This window comes from Marinoscillum sp. HNIBRBA16962 (assembly GCF_057801515.1).
On record NZ_CM173603.1, the window covers coordinates 5,552,583 to 5,568,325 of the forward strand.

Sequence of the window (15,743 nt, forward strand, 5' to 3'; positions counted from 1 at the left end):
AAATATAACTCCTTGACTCTAATGAGTAAAATGTAAAATTTTCTTAAGTAACTCTTTAGGATCGAACGGCTTGACTACATAGTCGTCCATTCCCGCTTCGTAAATCTTTTTCTGACGCTCCAGCAAGGCCGATGCTGTGAGCGCTATTACTGGTGTAGTGATCCCTCTTTTTCTCATCTCCATGACAGCCTCATAGCCATCCATTACCGGCATCTGCAAATCCATAAGGATCAGTTTAAAAGGTTGCTTCTGGACTAAATCCAAAGCTTCCTGCCCATTTTTCGCCAGGGTTACTTTAGCACCCCATTTTAATAAAAATTTAGTGGCTACCATGGTATTTATTTCATTGTCTTCAACCAAAAGTATATCATGATTGACCTGCGCTTTTTCGATGCTTTCCGGCATGATCATGGCCTGAACCTGCGAGCCATCCCCAACCTCAAACTCCTGCTCAAAATAAAATGTTGAGCCCTTTCCTTCTTCACTTTCAAGCTGGAGTTGCGAACCCTGAAGTTCTAATAGCTTATTGGTAATAGACAAGCCCAAACCCGTGCCTCCAAACTGACGGGCAGTAGATGAACTGGCCTGCATAAAGCTATCAAATACGTGCCCTTGCTTATCCTTTGGGATACCGATCCCTGTGTCTTGAACTTTAAATAGAATTGTAACCGTATTAATCCCCCTTCCCACAAGATTTAATGTTACTTTAACTTCTCCTTCACCAGTGAATTTGATGGCATTACTGATCAGGTTAGTAAGCACCTGGCTGGTTCGGGTCTGATCACAGATGATGTAAGCAGGGAGACGTGGGTCCTCTTCAAATATCAGATCCAGATTTTTACTCTCAGCTATTGGCTTAAAAACCTGATGAATGCTTCGCATCAGGTCTTTGACCTTTACTTCCTCAGGGTCAAACTCCATCTTGTCAGCTTCTATTTTACTGAAATCAAGAATGTCATTGATAATCACCAGGAGGTTTTGCGCGGAAAACTTCAGTGTATTGAGTGTTTCAATCTGGGCTTTTTTTGGCGAGTCATCCAGCAGATAATTAGTTAAACCTATGACAGCATTCATAGGGGTGCGAATCTCATGCGACATCATCGAAAGAAATTCTGATTTAGCTTTAGACGCATGCTCGGCCTCCTCTTTAGCTTTTTTTAAGGAATTTGTAAACATAAAAAACAGGATGAGGGACTGGAAAAAGAAGAAGGAGAAGTACCCAATAAAAGAGACCAACTCAACCTCCTGCAAGGCGCCAAAGTAGTTAAATATCTTGTATATGAAGGTCACTAAAACAACTGCAGAGCTTATCAAAGCATACTGTGCGCCATCTCGTCTAAGCTGGTAGGCACGCACATACACATAAGCTGCAAGACAAATGCCCAGAAGAAGCACCACAAGGTAGGGCTCCACCAAAGCTGTAAAAACAGCAGATGGAAAGAAAATGGAGATAACCGCAAAAATCAGTGATACACCCACAAGAATGCGAAACGGATTCACCCTGTATTTAAAAGGAAACAAGGTATGGGTATATAAGGCAAAGAAAACCGGAGGCACAAACAAGGAGAGGTATTCCAGCCTGAGTGCAAATAACCAGTTCATCTCAGGATAAAGAACCTGTAGGGAATAGTCATCTGCCCCGATGATCCTGTAGGAAAATGTCAGGCAAAACAATGCAAAATAAATAGCCGCCTTTTCCTTTTGCCCAAAAAAGAACAGACCATAAAAAAAGAAACCGGACATGATCAGCGTCCCTGCCAGCAACAGATCAAAGGCCAGTAAAGCATTTGTTTCAACCTTCAGGTTCTCAACATTGCTTAAAACAATTGACTCCCTTGCTCCTCCCTTTCTGTGCCGGTAGTTGGATATTTGCAAGACCAGGTCAAGGGTATCCGTATGCTGAGTTGGCAGGTTAATAACCATGGGAACCCACTTAGGTCCGGAGCTTTTCTTATCCGGACCCACCTCACCAGATTTTGCTATCAGCTTGCCATTTGCAAAAAGATTGTAGCTGCAATACACATGCTTGATATAGAAACCAAGGTTCTGTGAAGATTCCGGTAGCAGGACCCTGAGTCTGTAAGTGCCATGTCCAAAGTTTGACAAAGAGACCTCCCGACTGGTTTCACCTGCATTCCATACCTCAGGAAAAGGATAAAAGTCCCTGGTGGAGGGAAATTCATCTGAAGGGTTTAATAACTGTTTCCAGTAAAACTCCCATTCTCCATCCAGCAGCACCTGTTCCTGCTCCAGGTCAATTTCTCGCAAATCCAGAACTCCACGCTCAGCTATTTGAGCTGTAGAAGTGACTGAAAGTCCCAAAACGACCACTATAACTACCAAAAACCTATAACCAGCCATGGGCTAAAATGAAAATCACACAGTGAGATACTCTTGTAAGATACGACTATTGCGGGCTTCTTCTAAGAGTCTTTGGGCATCTATAGCCACCACACCTTGATACTCACAAACTATTCCTCCACCTAAGTTAGCGAACTCCGCTATAAACCCTGACGGCAAATGGAGACTAAGTGCCAGGGCTGCAATACTAATGACAGTATCCCCTGCACCGGAGATGTCAGCTACCGAACGATCATAAGCAGGTAGAAGGGCTGATTGCCTACCGGAATGATAGTAAACCCCTTTTCGGGAAAGTGTGATCAATACATTATCAACAGCCATTTTATCAAGCAGCTGACCTACCGCTTTCTGAAGATCAGCCTTCTCAGGCTCTACAGGAAAACCAAGACCCGCAGACATCTCTCTCAGGTTTGGTTTAAATAAAGTTACACCTTCATAAGCAAAGAAGTTGCGGTACTTTGGGTCAACTGCAGTGGGGATATCAAGTGCCGTGGCTTTACCCACTGTAAACTTTATCATTTCAGGATCAAGCAGGCCTTTATCATAATCTTCAAAAATGACCAAATCAACATCAGCCATAAGCTTTTCAATATGATTGATCATAGCTTTATGATCTAGAGGGTTTAAGGGCTTATCCTCCTCGGTATCGATTCTCAGCAAATGCTGACTGCCTGAAAGTATACGGTGTTTGACGGTGGTTTGTCTGTCGCTGCTTTTTATGACCCCTGCAGAAGGCAATTTCTGATCTTTCAGCAGGGATATAAAGTCTTCTCCGCTCTGATCATCGCCGATCACTGAGCATAAAATGGCTTCCGCTCCCATAGCCTTTATGTTTAGAGCAACGTTAGCAGCGCCTCCAAGGCGCTTTTCAGTGCTGTTTACATTAACTACAGGAACAGGTGCCTCTGGTGAGGTCCGGCTGACAGTACCATAGCTGTACTCGTCAACCATCACATCCCCAATAATTAAAACTTTAAGTTTGGTGATTGCCTCAAAAATTCCATCAATGGAATTGAGAGCCATTAAGCCAACTTTTTGAGTGACTCTTTGATCCTTGCTATTGCGGTCTTCAATTGTTCCTCTGATGCAGCATAAGAAAGCCTTACACAATTAGGGTTGCCAAATGCCTCTCCGGTCACCAGTGAAACATTAGCATCTTCCAGCAAGAATATGCAAAGATCTGTGGCATTTTCTATTTTCCTTCCATCCACAGCCTTTCCAAAGTAGCTGCTGACATTTGGGAAGAAGTAAAATGCTCCGCCAGGCATGTTGACCTCAAAACCAGGGATTTCACTCAGTAAGCCATGGACCAGATCCCTTCTTCGCTGATACTCCTTAACCATTTCATAAGAAGGCTCCAGAGGAGAGGTCAATGCTGTAAGGGCAGCACGCTGAGCGATAGAACAGTTTGCCGATGTGATCTGTCCCTGAATTTTGTTCGCAGCTTTAGCCAGCCAAAGAGGTGCTCCAATATATCCTACTCTCCAACCGGTCATTGCGAAACCTTTGGCGAAACCATTTACAGTCACGGTGCGGTCCTGCATTCCGTCAATCGCCCCGAAGCTCGCATGTTTTCCTCCATAATTTATCAGCTCATAAATTTCATCTGATATCACGATGATATCCGGATGCTCTCTCAGCACATCTGCAAGAGATTCTAACTCCTCCCGTGTAAAAACCGAACCGGTCGGATTGCAGGGAGAAGAAAAGATGAGCGCTTTGGTTTTTGGAGTAATTGCCGCTTTGAGCTGCTCAGCTGACACCTTGAAGTCATTCTCTATGGTGCCATCTACATAGACGCACTTTCCTTCCGCCAGCTCTACCAGCGCACTATAGCTCACCCAAAAAGGAGAAAAGACAATCACTTCATCTCCCGGGTCCAACAATGCAAGAAACGTATTGGCGATCGATTGTTTAGCTCCATTGGATACTACGATCTGATCTGGTGAATAATTCAGATTATTATCACGCTTAAACTTCTCGCTAATTGCCTCCCTCAGGTCCAGGTATCCGTTTACGGGCGGATATGCAAAATATTTCCCTTCATCAATTGCCGCCTTAGCTCCCTCCTGAATGTGCTTAGGAGTCTTAAAGTCTGGCTCTCCCAAACTTAAACCTATTACATCAATACCTTTTTGCTTCATCTCGCGCGCTTTTGCAGCCATTGCGAGTGTAGCAGACTCTGCCATGTTTTTGATTCGTTGCGATCTTAGATCTGTGTTTGTAATAGGTTCCTGAGACATAATTTTAATATCATTTTGAAAAGCCGCACAAAGGTAACAAAACCCACTTGAGGAAGCAATCTGATATTCAGTCTTTTTAGAAGAATCTACTGCATATTGAAAAATTCAATCACACAAAAAAGGAGAGTATGTTCTCGTTAAAAGATTCTTTGCCAATTGTATCTTTTTTTTGCCTCAATTAACTTACGCCCTTTTCTCAATCTAAAATTTTCAGAACCTAAATTTTTGCTATGATTTTACGAACTATTTTCATTGCTTTTAGTCTCTTATTATTTATTTCTTCCCATGCTCAAAAATTTGAATATGGCCTAGAGGCTGGTTTTGCTTTGTCCTTTTTCGATAAAAATGAAGAACCATCCGGGGATCCTCAGTATGATGGTTTCGAAAAAGCTGTCCGTCCTGCATTTGAAATTGATGTTCCGGTAGACTATTGGTTTTCAGAATCGTTCGCTCTTTCATCCGGATTAAATTACACCGAAAAAGGTGGTGCTTTCCGCATCAAGAATGAAGATTATGCTTTTGTGAGTTCGTCAGGTAGCGGTCAAAGTGATGCCTACAATTACCTGAGGTATCGATTGGGATATTTTGAGCTCCCTGTAACTGCCAAAATCGACTTGTTCAATATTTTGAACATAGGAGGTGATGATCAGACGCTCAGATTGTCTTCAGGAATAGTCCCTATGCTAAATGTTGCATCAAAAACAAGGGAAAATAGCTACGAGGATAATGGTTCAGAAGTGGAACAGTCCTGGGATAGTGAGAAATTTGACGGGGCAGAGCGATTTCTTACAAGCTGGATTGTCAAGGTAGAATGGACCGGTGATCAGTTGATCTTTTACGGAAGCTTTGCTCAAAATATTTCTGATGTATATGACACTTCAGTAGTCGGAAATGAAAACTATGATATCAGCATGTCCACTGTAAGTTTTGGAATGGGTGCTCTGCTTGGTAAGTAATTTCTAAACAAAAGGCTGGTCAAAATTGATCAGCCTTTCGCAGTTTTAATTTTATTTATCCGGACTAATTTGCAACGAACTCTTTCAATCGCCTGTTTTTACCAGGCTCTCTTAGTTTCTGTAGTGCTTTTTCTCGTATTTGACGCACACGCTCACGAGTAAGTCCCATAGCATCACCAATCTCTTCAAGGGTGTAGGGGTTATCGTGGCCTATTCCGAAGCTCATCATGATCACTTCTCTTTCGCGTGCTGTCAGTGTAGAAAGCGCTCTTAGCGTCTCTACTTTCAGTGAATCATTGAATACCAACTCACCATCAGTAGGACCTGTAGTTTCATTTTCGAGTACGTCAAGCAATGATCCGGACTCATCCTCACCAAATGGAGCATCCATAGACATCTGCTTCACTTCTGCTCCCAGTGTATTCCGTACCTCACTTGGCTTCATGTCCAGAATATCGGCCAGTTCTTCTTCAGTCGGCTCGCGTTCAAACTGCTGCTCCAGTTCTGCATAAGCTCTACGGATCTGGTTGATAGCGCCGGATTTGTTCATCGGCAAACGTACAATTCTTGACTGCTCTGCCAAAGCCTGCATGATAGACTGACGAATCCACCATACAGCATAGGAGATAAACTTAAATCCCTTTGTTTCATCAAATTTCTTAGCGGCTTTTATCAATCCCAGGTTTCCTTCGTTGATCAGGTCATTCAAAGGAAGGCTCCTGTTTTGATACTGCTTTGCCACAGACACTACGAAACGCAAGTTTGCTTTCACTAACTTTTCCAAAGCCAATTCATCGCCCTCACGAATTCTCTTAGCCAATGTCACCTCTTCATCAGGAGTAATCATCGGAACGTTACTTACTTCCGTGAAGTACTTCTCGAGAGTGTGGCTTTCTCTTCGGTTAGTGATCGACTGTGTAATCTTGAGTTGTCGCATATACTAGCTATTACTGATTTATATTTTAATGTTTTTTATGTCGGGATTATAAAAAAACCAATTTTTATCGTGAAAAAAGGCGAACCGCGAATTTACTACTATTTTTAATATCTATCAACTTCTTCGCGAATTATATCCTAACCTATTATTAACTTAAATCCCGCTCAATAGGTTTCATGCGTGAAAAATAAATTTAGAGATTTAGGAAAAATATGCCTTTATTGAGTTTAATATAACATCAGGTATTCATAAATCCTATTCATATCTTAAAGAATTAACAGGGTTTTGATTAGCGACCTTAAATCCCATCAAAACTATTATTAGGGTAGTTATACCAAAAACAAAGGATAGAACACCCAAAAAGTGGGCAGGAGACACATCAATCCTGTAAGCAAAATCATTTACCCATTCATGCATGAGCCACCATACAAAAGGCATACAGATCAATGCTCCTATCAAAAACATTTTCAAAAACGATCGACCTAAGACAATCAGTAGCTGACTAACCGAAGCTCCGAGGACTTTGCGAATACCGAGTTCTTTAGTGCGTGATACGAGCTGGTAAGAGAGAAGTCCGGTAAGCCCAAAAATGGCAATAAGCAAGACAATAAATCCACACGCAAGAAAAACTCTCCTCATTACTATCTCATCCTGATATTCTCTGAGTCTCATATCCTCTAAAAACTCCCAGGTCATTACATCATTCTCATCATAGGCATTGTGAACAGTCTCCACAAACTCCACCGTTTCAGAGATACTAGCATCGCTAAAGCGTATAGCTATGTCATCCAGACTCTCGAAAGGATTTAGGTAGTATCCAATTACAAGCGGACCTATGGGGTCGTGAAGAGAGCTATAATGAAAGTCTTTGATGATACCCTTTACTCTTGACCGAAGTGTAGTATTTCCACTACTGTTTTCTATTTGGATCCACTTACCAAGGACCTCATTTCCCCCATATAATTTTGCAGCTTTCTCATTTAACAAAACACTTGAGCTGTCCAAACTTTTTTGTCCGCTGAACCAGCGTCCTGATTCCAATTCCAGCCCTAATGTATTCAGTCCTGAGTCGTCCATGCCATAAAAGCGCATTGGTTTCTTTTCCTCTGGATGATCCAAATCAGCAGCAAAAACTGAAACCGGACTTCTGTAACCGCTGATCATCCGTGTTAGTCCGGTTACGCTCTTGATGTTGGGATTTGTAAGGAGTTCTGCCTTTATAAGCTCAAAGTTATTTCTGACACCTCCCCCGTTAATTTCTACCACCATCAGCTTCTCTTCATTGAAACCCAGGTCTTTATTGGTGATAAAATTGAATTGTAAATGGATAATCAATAAAGCAGAAAGGACCCCCAATACCAGAGAATACTGAAGTGTTACCAATCCATTTTGGAAGTACCTTTTTCCTTTAACCTGAACTCCTCCTCCCAGAAGGATTCTAACAGGAGAAAATCTACTTAAATGCAAAGCAGGATATATACCAGTAAACAATGTAATCCCAAACAGGCTTACTAAAATTAAAGGCAGAATACTCGTAATCCTCTTGATTGTCCATTGCAGATTAGTATCTAATAGCTCATTGAAATGAGGGACTAGTAGAGATATCCAGATAATCGATAAGACAAAAGCCAGAAAAACACTCAGGAAAGCTTCGGTTAAAAACTGAAATACAATTTGAAAACGAAAGGCACCCATTGACTTACGGACACCCACTTCTCTGCTTCTTTTGGTCATCCGGGCCGTCATTAAACTCATAAAATTAAAGCAGGTCATTATCAAAATCAGACTTGCAACTAATGAAAAAACAGCTAACTCCTGCCTGTTCCCTTTAATGTATTGGTTTACCCGACCGTCAATTCCATTCGATCCGAAATGCAGGTTATTCAGAGCCAGCAAATGATGTGGGTTCACTTGATCTCCCGATAGGTTTTTTTGAAGAATTGGTAGTACTGCGTCACTAAAATTCTCAGCGTCTTCTTTGTTTCTCAACAAAACAAAGGTTGTTGCCGGGTCCCCTTCCCAGGAAACAAACCAGTCAGGAAACCAGGGAGCTACATGCGTAAAAAACAAATCATAATCCTGGGTGATAATGTAATTGAACTGAATAGTAGAAGTAGATGGTAAAGTCTCAAGAATACCTGTCACAGTGAATTTCCCATAATGCTGCAGCTCGATGATTTTTCCTAACCCACTTGTTTGACCAAAATACTTTTTTTCAAGCTTCTCATCGATAACAATTGATCTTCTATGAGCCAGGGCTTTTTCTGGTGACCCTTTTACCAACTTAAAGTCGAAGAGCCGAAAAAATTCCTTTCCTGCAACGATCCCATTTTCTTCAAAGAAGCGCTCACCGTCCGCCTGAGCCCAAGTGGATGCCGCTCCATGAATGGTCACAGCATCTTCGACTATCGAAAGTTCACCCTTTAATGCTTGTGCGAGTTTTAAAGAAGTGAAAATCTCAGGATCGGCTCCATCAGCATTTTCAAAAACCTGAACAACCTCGAATAAGCGATCTGATTTGGAATGGAACTTGTCGTAATCATTCTCATGCGAGATAAACCCTATCATAAAAATGAAGACAGCAAGCCCCACAGAAAGACCGAAAATATTAAAGCCAGAAAACTTTCTATCGGATCGAATGTTTCTAAAAGCAGTTTTAAAAAAGCTTTCCATTAAAATGATGTGACCCTTCAATCTCCCTGGTGTCTTTAAGTTCGAAAGCCTAAAGGATCTGATAACATCAAGAAAGAACAACCACCTGGCTCGGCAAACTGATTTCCCGGATCTTTTTTCAAAAAGCTCAATCAGATCCCCCTCCACTTCATCAAGAATTTCATCTTTGCAAAACCAACGAAGAAGCTTAAGTAGATACTTTGGAGGGTAATGAGACATCATTCATATCTTAAAGAATTAACAGGATTGGATTTAGCTAACCGGTATACCCGGGTAATGACCGTCACAAAAGAAACCACCAATACGGCGCCAAATGCTATCAAAAAAATCCAGGGAGAAAGCTCGATCCGGTAAGCAAAGCCCGCCAGCCAGTCTTTTAATACCCACCAGGCTACAGGTGCAGCAATGAGCAGGGCCAAAATGAGCAAAATCACATAATCGCGGAGTACGATCTGCAGGATACCCGGCACTGTAGCTCCCAGGACTTTTCTGATCCCTATTTCTTTTGTTTTTCGCTCAGCAGTGAAGTTGACCAGGCCAAACAAACCGAAAGTGGAAATAATGATAGAAATGATGGTAGCTACCAGAATGAGATAGCTTCTGCTTTGGTCGGCCTGATAGTACCGCTCCCAGCGCTCATCCAGGAAATTGATCTCAGCTGGGGTTTCCGGGTCATACCTTTTCTGCACCTCTTCTATATGCGCAATCACCTCTGATGGATTGCTTTTATACTTAACAGTAAAATAATCTATACCCAGCACCGGATTATTCCAGCTGGTAATAGCTACGGGTCCCAAAGGCTTGTGAAGGGATTCAAAATGAAAATTTTTTACTACACCGATTACCTGCATCTTTGAAGTAGTATCCTCCTCTACCCAAAGCATCTGCCCAATGGGGTTATCCAGGTTTAAAGCCTCTGCTGCTTTTTCATTCAGAATAAGCTTGAGCGTATCTGACTGAGGCAACCCACTGAAGTTTTTACCGGCCACCAGCTCCATGCTGTAGGTATCCAGCCAGTTTTCATCAGCAGCGTAATGGGTAGCCAGAACCTGCTCCTGGTTTCGCTGGATCGAAAGCTTGACCGAGGGAATGTATTTCCATTCTCCGGGAACCCTGGAAGAGGTAGTTGCATTGGCTACATTCGCATTCTGTTTCAGGTCATGTATGATATTTTCAAAGTTTCTTCGGGCAGCGCCACTGTTAATGTCCAGGGTAAGAAGCCTTTCGTTCCTGAAGCCAAGGTCTTTCGTCTGTACATAGGTAAGCTGCCTGTAAAGTACAATGGACCCTATGATAAGGCACAACGAAATACCATACTGCACCACTACGAATGATTTTCTCAACAGGTCTCCTTTCCCGGCAAATACATTTTTAGTCATAATCAAAGACCTGTTCAGTCTGGAATAATAAAGTGCGGGAATCAGCGAGGATAAGATCCAGATGGTTACAAAAACCGAAAGCTGATACAGGAGCATATCAAGTGTGAAAAATCGCTCCAGGGAAATAGATTTATTGGAAAGCTCTAAGAATTTAGGTCGAAAAATGATCAATAATCCGATTGCAATAGCATAGGCAATTAATAATGTCAGACACGTCTCCACAAACAACTGAAAACGTAAATTTCCGATTGTGGCGCCATTTACTTTTCGAATTCCCGCCTCCTGAGATCTTTTTAAGGCCTGAACCGATGAAAGGTTGATGTAGTTGAGCGAAGCTATGACAATGACAAAGATCCCAATAAGGAGTATGATAGAGACAAATTCGCTTTTGGAATATGGAATGGTCTGAAGTGGCTCTGCACCCCAGGTGTCCAGGTGGCTGGAACCCAGATGCATCTCTCCAATAGGCTGGAAATAAAAATCGTGATGTGCCCTGATCTCCTCACTGTAATATTTCTCCATGAATGACCCCTTTTTTGCGAGGACATCTCCAGGATCAGCTCCTTCTTTAAATAGCACCCAGGTAGTCATTCCCCTTGAATCCCAGGTGGTAAACCAGTCTCCATATCCCTGAGGAAATTGAGCAAACTTAGAGACATAGATGGTGTTAAACTGGTAGGTAGAGGTTTTGGGCAGGTCTTCATAGAGGCCAATGACTTCCACATTTTCTAATTTACCGGGCAGCTCCACCAACTTTCCTATAGGATCCTCCTCACCAAATAGTTTTTTTGCGGTAGTTTCATTGAGCACCACAGCCACCGGCCCGTTAAAATCCCTGTACGGATCACCAGCAAGGATATTGAAATCCAGAATGTCAAATAGACTTTTCGTCGCAAAAGCATAATTGCGATCAGTAAACTGAGTCTCTCCATAGCGCAGTCCGCCCGATCCCAGGTAGATCATTTTTGCAGTCTCTTCAATTTCAGGAAATTCGTCCTTCAATCCATCTGCTAAAAGATTTGATGTGGTGCTGAAATGCTGAACCTGCCCTTCGTCACTAGTACGCTTTTCCAGCACCCTGTATATCCGATCACTTTTTTTATGGTAGGTGTCTATATTTTGCTCATCATAGACGTACATAAGGATAAAAAAGAGCACCGTTAAGCCCAGCGCTAATCCTATCGTATTGACCATGTAATGAACGGTCTCTTTTCTGAACCTTCTGAAATAAACTTTTGTGTAATTACGGATTGCGTTCATAGTCCAATTGTTGATTTTGAGTTTTTTAAAATTGATGGGCCGAAAAGATCTAATGACATCCCAAATAAACCTCCACCTGGCTTTTTCAGGAGAATTCTCTACACGCTTTTCATAGAGTTCTATGAGGTCCCCCTCAATCTCATCGAGGAAATCCTCCCGGCAATACCAGCGGAGAAATTTTAAGGGGTACTTTGGCGGAAAAACGTCTGAACCTGAATTCATTGGATTTAAAGATTACCAGAATTTTGTTTTCTGAAAAGACGTTTGACTTCCAGGCTCCTAGATCCAAAATTGATTAGTAGTCCCTTATCAATTTTATATGCTTGAAGATAATTCAGACCTTGGGCAAGATGCACATCCTCTAGTTTAATCAAGGCTTTAATTTCTACCAAAACAGTATTTTCTATCAAAAAATCGGCTCTTCGAGTGCCCACCTCAACTCCTTCGTAATAAATTGGCATTTCTTCTTCTCTAGCAAACCCTAAACTTTGTTTCTCCATTTCTATAGCCAAGCATCTTTGATAGATCACCTCCTGAAAGCCATTGCCAAGAGCATTATGAACTTTCATTGCACAACCTATAATTTTGTATGTTAACTCATCTTTGATTTCTTCCTTCATCCTGTTAATTCTTAAATTCGGAAAATCCCGATTCTGACTAATTAAATGAAATTTTCGGGATCTGCTGATACAGACCGGTCCTGAGGACGTACTGGCTGTCGAGCATTCGCTTGCCCAGCGCCGTGATTGCATAAAATTTTTTCCTGCGGCCTCCCCGGTCGTTGGTAATACCACCAAACCTGGAGTCTACAAATCCTTTGTTTTCAAGGCGTTTCAGGGCTACATGTATGGCGCTGATATTTACTTTCTTGCCTGTTTGCTCTTCCAGGCCCTCCAGAATGGCTACTCCATACGCCTCATCATGCAGTGTAGCCACCATTAAGAGAACGAGCTCTTCAAACTCTCCCAGTGATTGTTCTTTCATTCGGTTACGAAATTATTTACTTAACAAACGTGAATGTAATTCATTAGTTTCATATTTGTTAAGTAAACAATTGCTCGAACAGATAATATCCCTATAGGATAAACACAAGGCCAGAAAATGCAGGGTCAAAATTGTTTGACCACCAGCTACCCTTCAGTCTCCTTCTTCAGCATAAATGTTTTCCAAACTATCAAAATGACTACAAAGATCAGGGTGGCCGTAAAGAGAACACCCACCACCTTGAATATTACATCCCCGAACTGGTTTGACTCTTCCTCATCAGGCTGATTTGAGCTGGGTTTTGATCCGGATATCTTCTTTTTGGTAATGATTGCATCTGATTCTGGCTGGGTTATCACTCTATTAGCGTTTGCCCCTGCTACCTTTACGGGAGCCCCGGAAGCATACCTGATATAGGCCAGTATAGCCAACTTATCCTCCTGATCCAGGTAATCAAAGTCAGGCATTACGAGCGGGTAATTCATTGCCAGGAAGTTTGCGTAATCATCACCGCTTTTTATCACCTTCTTTGGGCTTTCAATAAAATCCAAAAGCCAGGGTAAAGGTCTTCGGTCTGTAACACTGGCCAACGCCGGCCCTGTGGTCCGTTTATCCAGGCGATGACACCTGGAACACTGGCCTTTAAACAAAGTTTCACCCATCTGAATTGCGGGAAGATCTCCGGGTACAATAAGCTTCGTAGGTGTGTTATAATAATCTGTTTCTCCTTTTTGAGTATTACTGGCCCTTTCCTGAGCTTTTTCCAGGATCTCAGCGTCATAATAATTCATGGAATCAGTAGAATACGAATGAGTCTCTGACTGGGATTCAGCTTTGATATAGGCCAGAATATCCATTAGCTGGTCATCTGTCAACTGTCTAAAGTCTGGCATGACCATGTTACGATAATTGCGAAAGAGATGCTGTGCATACGGATCACCAGAGGTAATCGTACCCTGTGAGCTCCTGATAAACCCAAGTAACCACTCAACCGGTCGCTTATCCACGACACAGGCTAATGAAGGGCCGGTCTTTTGCTGGCCAATGATATGACACCTGGAGCAATGATCTGCAAAAAGATCCTTCCCACTCACAATCCTCAGTGAGTCTGCAGGTATTTGCGACGATTGACTATAAACAGAAGTAAAACAAAAGAGCAGTAATATGAAGCATAGTGACCGTTCCATACATATAGTTAACTACCACAGTGGATAACCGTTTGGTGAAATTCTTGAAAGTTTAATGCGAAAACCTGCACTGGTCAATCAATTCGCTGTGCAATACAATGCTCTAATGGATTAAATACTTTGTCATTTATCACCACAGGAAACGGTGCATTTGAGCCATTTCGGTTTTAAAAGAGGGTAGTACTTTTGATCATTACCTTTCTTGCAAAAGGAGTGAAATATACGTATATTTATGAGAAAATAATCTTATTTCATACGTATGGATAAGTTAACATTGAGCATACATGATAAGGAGAAAATAGCCTGGGCCAAGGCTTTTGCTAAATCCCATGGTACAAGTGTGAGTCAACTGTTTGAGAGTTATCTTGAAGCGTTGATCTCCTTTGACAGAAAACAAGTAAGGCTGAGTGATGCACTTAAATCACTTAAGCAACCGGGCAAAAGACCTGGGTCAAAAGAAATAGAACAACATCTTATCCGTCGTAGGCACCAATCCAAACAAACCAATTAACACACTTTGAAACAGCTTTTTCTCGATACCAACGTCTTGTTATCATTTCATTTTGATGATGCCGAAAAACGTCAGCAAAAAGCCATAGATTTAATCTTTGCAGAGATCGAAAACAAACGATGGGAGGGGCATATCAGCCTGGTCACCTTCTATCAACTCCTGTACTTCATTGATAGGAAAATCCGGAACCCAAAAGAAGCAGCAAAGCGTGCGTATAGCTATTTAAAAGTGGTTAAGGTTACTCCTTTCTATCCTGACCTGCTTTCACAGATAGAGATCGCTTTATGGCCCGATTATGAAGACGGATTACAATATACCTGCGCAAGGAGTGGAAAATGTGAAGTCATCATTACCACAAACACCACAGATTTTTTTGCCTCTGGGCTTCCCGTTATTGACCCACTCAATTTCGTGTTGTTCCATAGCAATTGAGATGGATTTTCTGGTAAAAATCTTATTCCCGCCACCGACTTACGTCTACATTCCACACATCAGGTTTTCCGGTTTGTGAAGAAAAATACCTGCCATCTTGCTTGTGGTGCTGCACGTACTTGGCCAGGAAATCCACTTCACCTCTTCGCTCCACTCTCCACACACCTCCTTCCCCTTCATCTAGTGCTCCATGGCCGCTTACTTTTATACCCTCCAGCATAGCCTCCACCGGAAAAGGATCACCTATGCTCAGAAGGTTGGAGACGATGAAGTCCTGCCGGGTCACTCGCTTAGCAAAGTGTTGTAAATAACCCGCTCTGTTCCCTCCATCAGGTCAAAAGCCACAAAAGGCTCATGTGGCAGCTCATACCGGGTGCCATGGGCCTGAGCCAGCCACTCGCCACAGACACGCTCGCCCTGTTTCAGGAGTTTGAAAAACCTTTCTTCATTTTCCCGAACCCACAAGGCAAAAAAATGGTGCTGCTCAAACGGTGAGGTTTCGGCCACATAACCGGCCCTGGTCAGCGGGATAATTTTGCCTTCCAGCTTTGCTACAGCCACATTGGATCCGTCCAGTTTCTCCTGCACGATCACCACATCATGTCGGTCCCGCTTCTTTCGGGTAGCGATAATAGCCTGCCCTTCGTCTATGTGGTAATCTCCCGGCCCGAGCCTGGAGCCAGGCAGGTGCGGTATGCTTCCATAGGCTTTTTTACCGAGCGGTTTTGGGTTTTTCATCGGAATTATATGACGAAAAAATTTAGAAACAGTTTCATAAAATAAAAATCCTCTCACCCTTGGAGTATACAACTCTCTAACC

The 15,743-nt window shown here is 42.4% G+C and carries 14 protein-coding genes and 1 pseudogene; 3 read left to right on the forward strand and 12 right to left on the reverse strand.

Annotated features, from left to right (window positions below; translation table 11 throughout):
* Positions 1-18: 18 nt before the first annotated feature.
* The 3 genes from AC3E9V_RS23015 to AC3E9V_RS23025 are packed head-to-tail and all read right to left on the reverse strand — an operon-like array spanning position 19 to position 4,604.
* Positions 19-2,361, reverse strand: coding sequence for a response regulator (locus tag AC3E9V_RS23015; RefSeq protein WP_488750522.1), 2,343 nt, complete (start codon positions 2,359-2,361; stop codon positions 19-21).
* 15 nt (positions 2,362-2,376) lie between these two features.
* Positions 2,377-3,384, reverse strand: a complete 1,008-nt coding sequence (locus AC3E9V_RS23020) for a bifunctional heptose 7-phosphate kinase/heptose 1-phosphate adenyltransferase (protein ID WP_488750523.1) — start codon at positions 3,382-3,384, stop codon at positions 2,377-2,379.
* On the reverse strand, positions 3,384-4,604 hold the full coding sequence (locus tag AC3E9V_RS23025; RefSeq protein ID WP_488750524.1) for a pyridoxal phosphate-dependent aminotransferase: 1,221 nt from the start codon (positions 4,602-4,604) through the stop codon (positions 3,384-3,386). The genes AC3E9V_RS23020 and AC3E9V_RS23025 overlap by 1 nt, the downstream gene beginning before the upstream one ends.
* Before the next feature lie 230 nt (positions 4,605-4,834).
* Between AC3E9V_RS23025 and AC3E9V_RS23030 the strand changes: the two genes are divergently transcribed.
* Complete coding sequence (locus AC3E9V_RS23030) at positions 4,835-5,560, forward strand: porin family protein (RefSeq protein ID WP_488750525.1); 726 nt, start codon at positions 4,835-4,837, stop codon at positions 5,558-5,560.
* A 64-nt stretch (positions 5,561-5,624) separates the two neighbouring features.
* Here AC3E9V_RS23030 and AC3E9V_RS23035 read toward each other — a convergent pair whose 3' ends face one another.
* From AC3E9V_RS23035 to AC3E9V_RS23065, 7 genes and pseudogenes are all read right to left on the reverse strand, one after another.
* On the reverse strand, positions 5,625-6,497 hold the full coding sequence (locus tag AC3E9V_RS23035; protein ID WP_115867797.1) for a sigma-70 family RNA polymerase sigma factor: 873 nt from the start codon (positions 6,495-6,497) through the stop codon (positions 5,625-5,627).
* Between the two features lie 255 nt (positions 6,498-6,752).
* Complete coding sequence (locus tag AC3E9V_RS23040) at positions 6,753-9,170, reverse strand: ABC transporter permease (protein ID WP_488753679.1); 2,418 nt, start codon at positions 9,168-9,170, stop codon at positions 6,753-6,755.
* 60 nt (positions 9,171-9,230) lie between these two features.
* A pseudogene (locus AC3E9V_RS23045) lies at positions 9,231-9,392 on the reverse strand (permease prefix domain 2-containing transporter); the annotation flags it as partial.
* On the reverse strand, positions 9,389-12,031 hold the full coding sequence (locus AC3E9V_RS23050) for an ABC transporter permease (protein WP_488750526.1): 2,643 nt from the start codon (positions 12,029-12,031) through the stop codon (positions 9,389-9,391). The pseudogene AC3E9V_RS23045 and the gene AC3E9V_RS23050, both read right to left, overlap by 4 nt.
* 5 nt (positions 12,032-12,036) lie before the next feature.
* Positions 12,037-12,429, reverse strand: a complete 393-nt coding sequence (locus AC3E9V_RS23055; RefSeq protein ID WP_488750527.1) for a GxxExxY protein — start codon at positions 12,427-12,429, stop codon at positions 12,037-12,039.
* Positions 12,430-12,466: 37 nt separating this feature from the next.
* Positions 12,467-12,793, reverse strand: coding sequence for a PadR family transcriptional regulator (locus AC3E9V_RS23060; RefSeq protein WP_488750528.1), 327 nt, complete (start codon positions 12,791-12,793; stop codon positions 12,467-12,469).
* 146 nt (positions 12,794-12,939) lie between these two features.
* Positions 12,940-13,980, reverse strand: coding sequence for a c-type cytochrome (locus tag AC3E9V_RS23065; RefSeq protein WP_488750529.1), 1,041 nt, complete (start codon positions 13,978-13,980; stop codon positions 12,940-12,942).
* A gap of 259 nt (positions 13,981-14,239) precedes the next feature.
* Here AC3E9V_RS23065 and AC3E9V_RS23070 point away from each other — a divergent pair, with 259 nt between their 5' ends.
* Positions 14,240-14,491 (forward strand): DUF6364 family protein, encoded by a 252-nt coding sequence (locus AC3E9V_RS23070; protein WP_488750530.1) that lies wholly within the window; start codon positions 14,240-14,242, stop codon positions 14,489-14,491.
* Positions 14,492-14,497: 6 nt separating this feature from the next.
* On the forward strand, positions 14,498-14,923 hold the full coding sequence (locus tag AC3E9V_RS23075; RefSeq protein WP_488750531.1) for a type II toxin-antitoxin system VapC family toxin: 426 nt from the start codon (positions 14,498-14,500) through the stop codon (positions 14,921-14,923).
* 22 nt (positions 14,924-14,945) lie between these two features.
* On the opposite strand, the gene AC3E9V_RS23080 is transcribed toward AC3E9V_RS23075, so the two are convergent.
* Positions 14,946-15,209, reverse strand: coding sequence for a hypothetical protein (locus AC3E9V_RS23080; RefSeq protein ID WP_488750532.1), 264 nt, complete (start codon positions 15,207-15,209; stop codon positions 14,946-14,948).
* Complete coding sequence (locus AC3E9V_RS23085) at positions 15,206-15,661, reverse strand: RNA ligase family protein (RefSeq protein WP_488750533.1); 456 nt, start codon at positions 15,659-15,661, stop codon at positions 15,206-15,208. The genes AC3E9V_RS23080 and AC3E9V_RS23085 overlap by 4 nt, the downstream gene beginning before the upstream one ends.
* Between the last annotated feature and the right edge of the window lie 82 nt (positions 15,662-15,743).

Excerpts from the sequence above, each read along its gene's own strand:
- AC3E9V_RS23015 (WP_488750522.1), bottom strand. The coding sequence starts at position 2,361 with ATGGCTGGTTATAGGTTTTTGGTAGTTATAGTGGTCGTTTTGGGACTT.
- AC3E9V_RS23050 (WP_488750526.1), bottom strand. The coding sequence starts at position 12,031 with ATGAATTCAGGTTCAGACGTTTTTCCGCCAAAGTACCCCTTAAAATTT.
- AC3E9V_RS23055 (WP_488750527.1), bottom strand. The coding sequence starts at position 12,429 with ATGAAGGAAGAAATCAAAGATGAGTTAACATACAAAATTATAGGTTGT.
- AC3E9V_RS23085 (WP_488750533.1), bottom strand. The coding sequence starts at position 15,661 with ATGAAAAACCCAAAACCGCTCGGTAAAAAAGCCTATGGAAGCATACCG.
- AC3E9V_RS23030 (WP_488750525.1), top strand. The coding sequence starts at position 4,835 with ATGATTTTACGAACTATTTTCATTGCTTTTAGTCTCTTATTATTTATT.
- AC3E9V_RS23035 (WP_115867797.1), bottom strand. The coding sequence starts at position 6,497 with ATGCGACAACTCAAGATTACACAGTCGATCACTAACCGAAGAGAAAGC.
- AC3E9V_RS23025 (WP_488750524.1), bottom strand. The coding sequence starts at position 4,604 with ATGTCTCAGGAACCTATTACAAACACAGATCTAAGATCGCAACGAATC.
- AC3E9V_RS23060 (WP_488750528.1), bottom strand. The coding sequence starts at position 12,793 with ATGAAAGAACAATCACTGGGAGAGTTTGAAGAGCTCGTTCTCTTAATG.
- AC3E9V_RS23040 (WP_488753679.1), bottom strand. The coding sequence starts at position 9,170 with ATGGAAAGCTTTTTTAAAACTGCTTTTAGAAACATTCGATCCGATAGA.
- AC3E9V_RS23070 (WP_488750530.1), top strand. The coding sequence starts at position 14,240 with ATGGATAAGTTAACATTGAGCATACATGATAAGGAGAAAATAGCCTGG.
- AC3E9V_RS23065 (WP_488750529.1), bottom strand. The coding sequence starts at position 13,980 with ATGGAACGGTCACTATGCTTCATATTACTGCTCTTTTGTTTTACTTCT.
- AC3E9V_RS23020 (WP_488750523.1), bottom strand. The coding sequence starts at position 3,384 with ATGGCTCTCAATTCCATTGATGGAATTTTTGAGGCAATCACCAAACTT.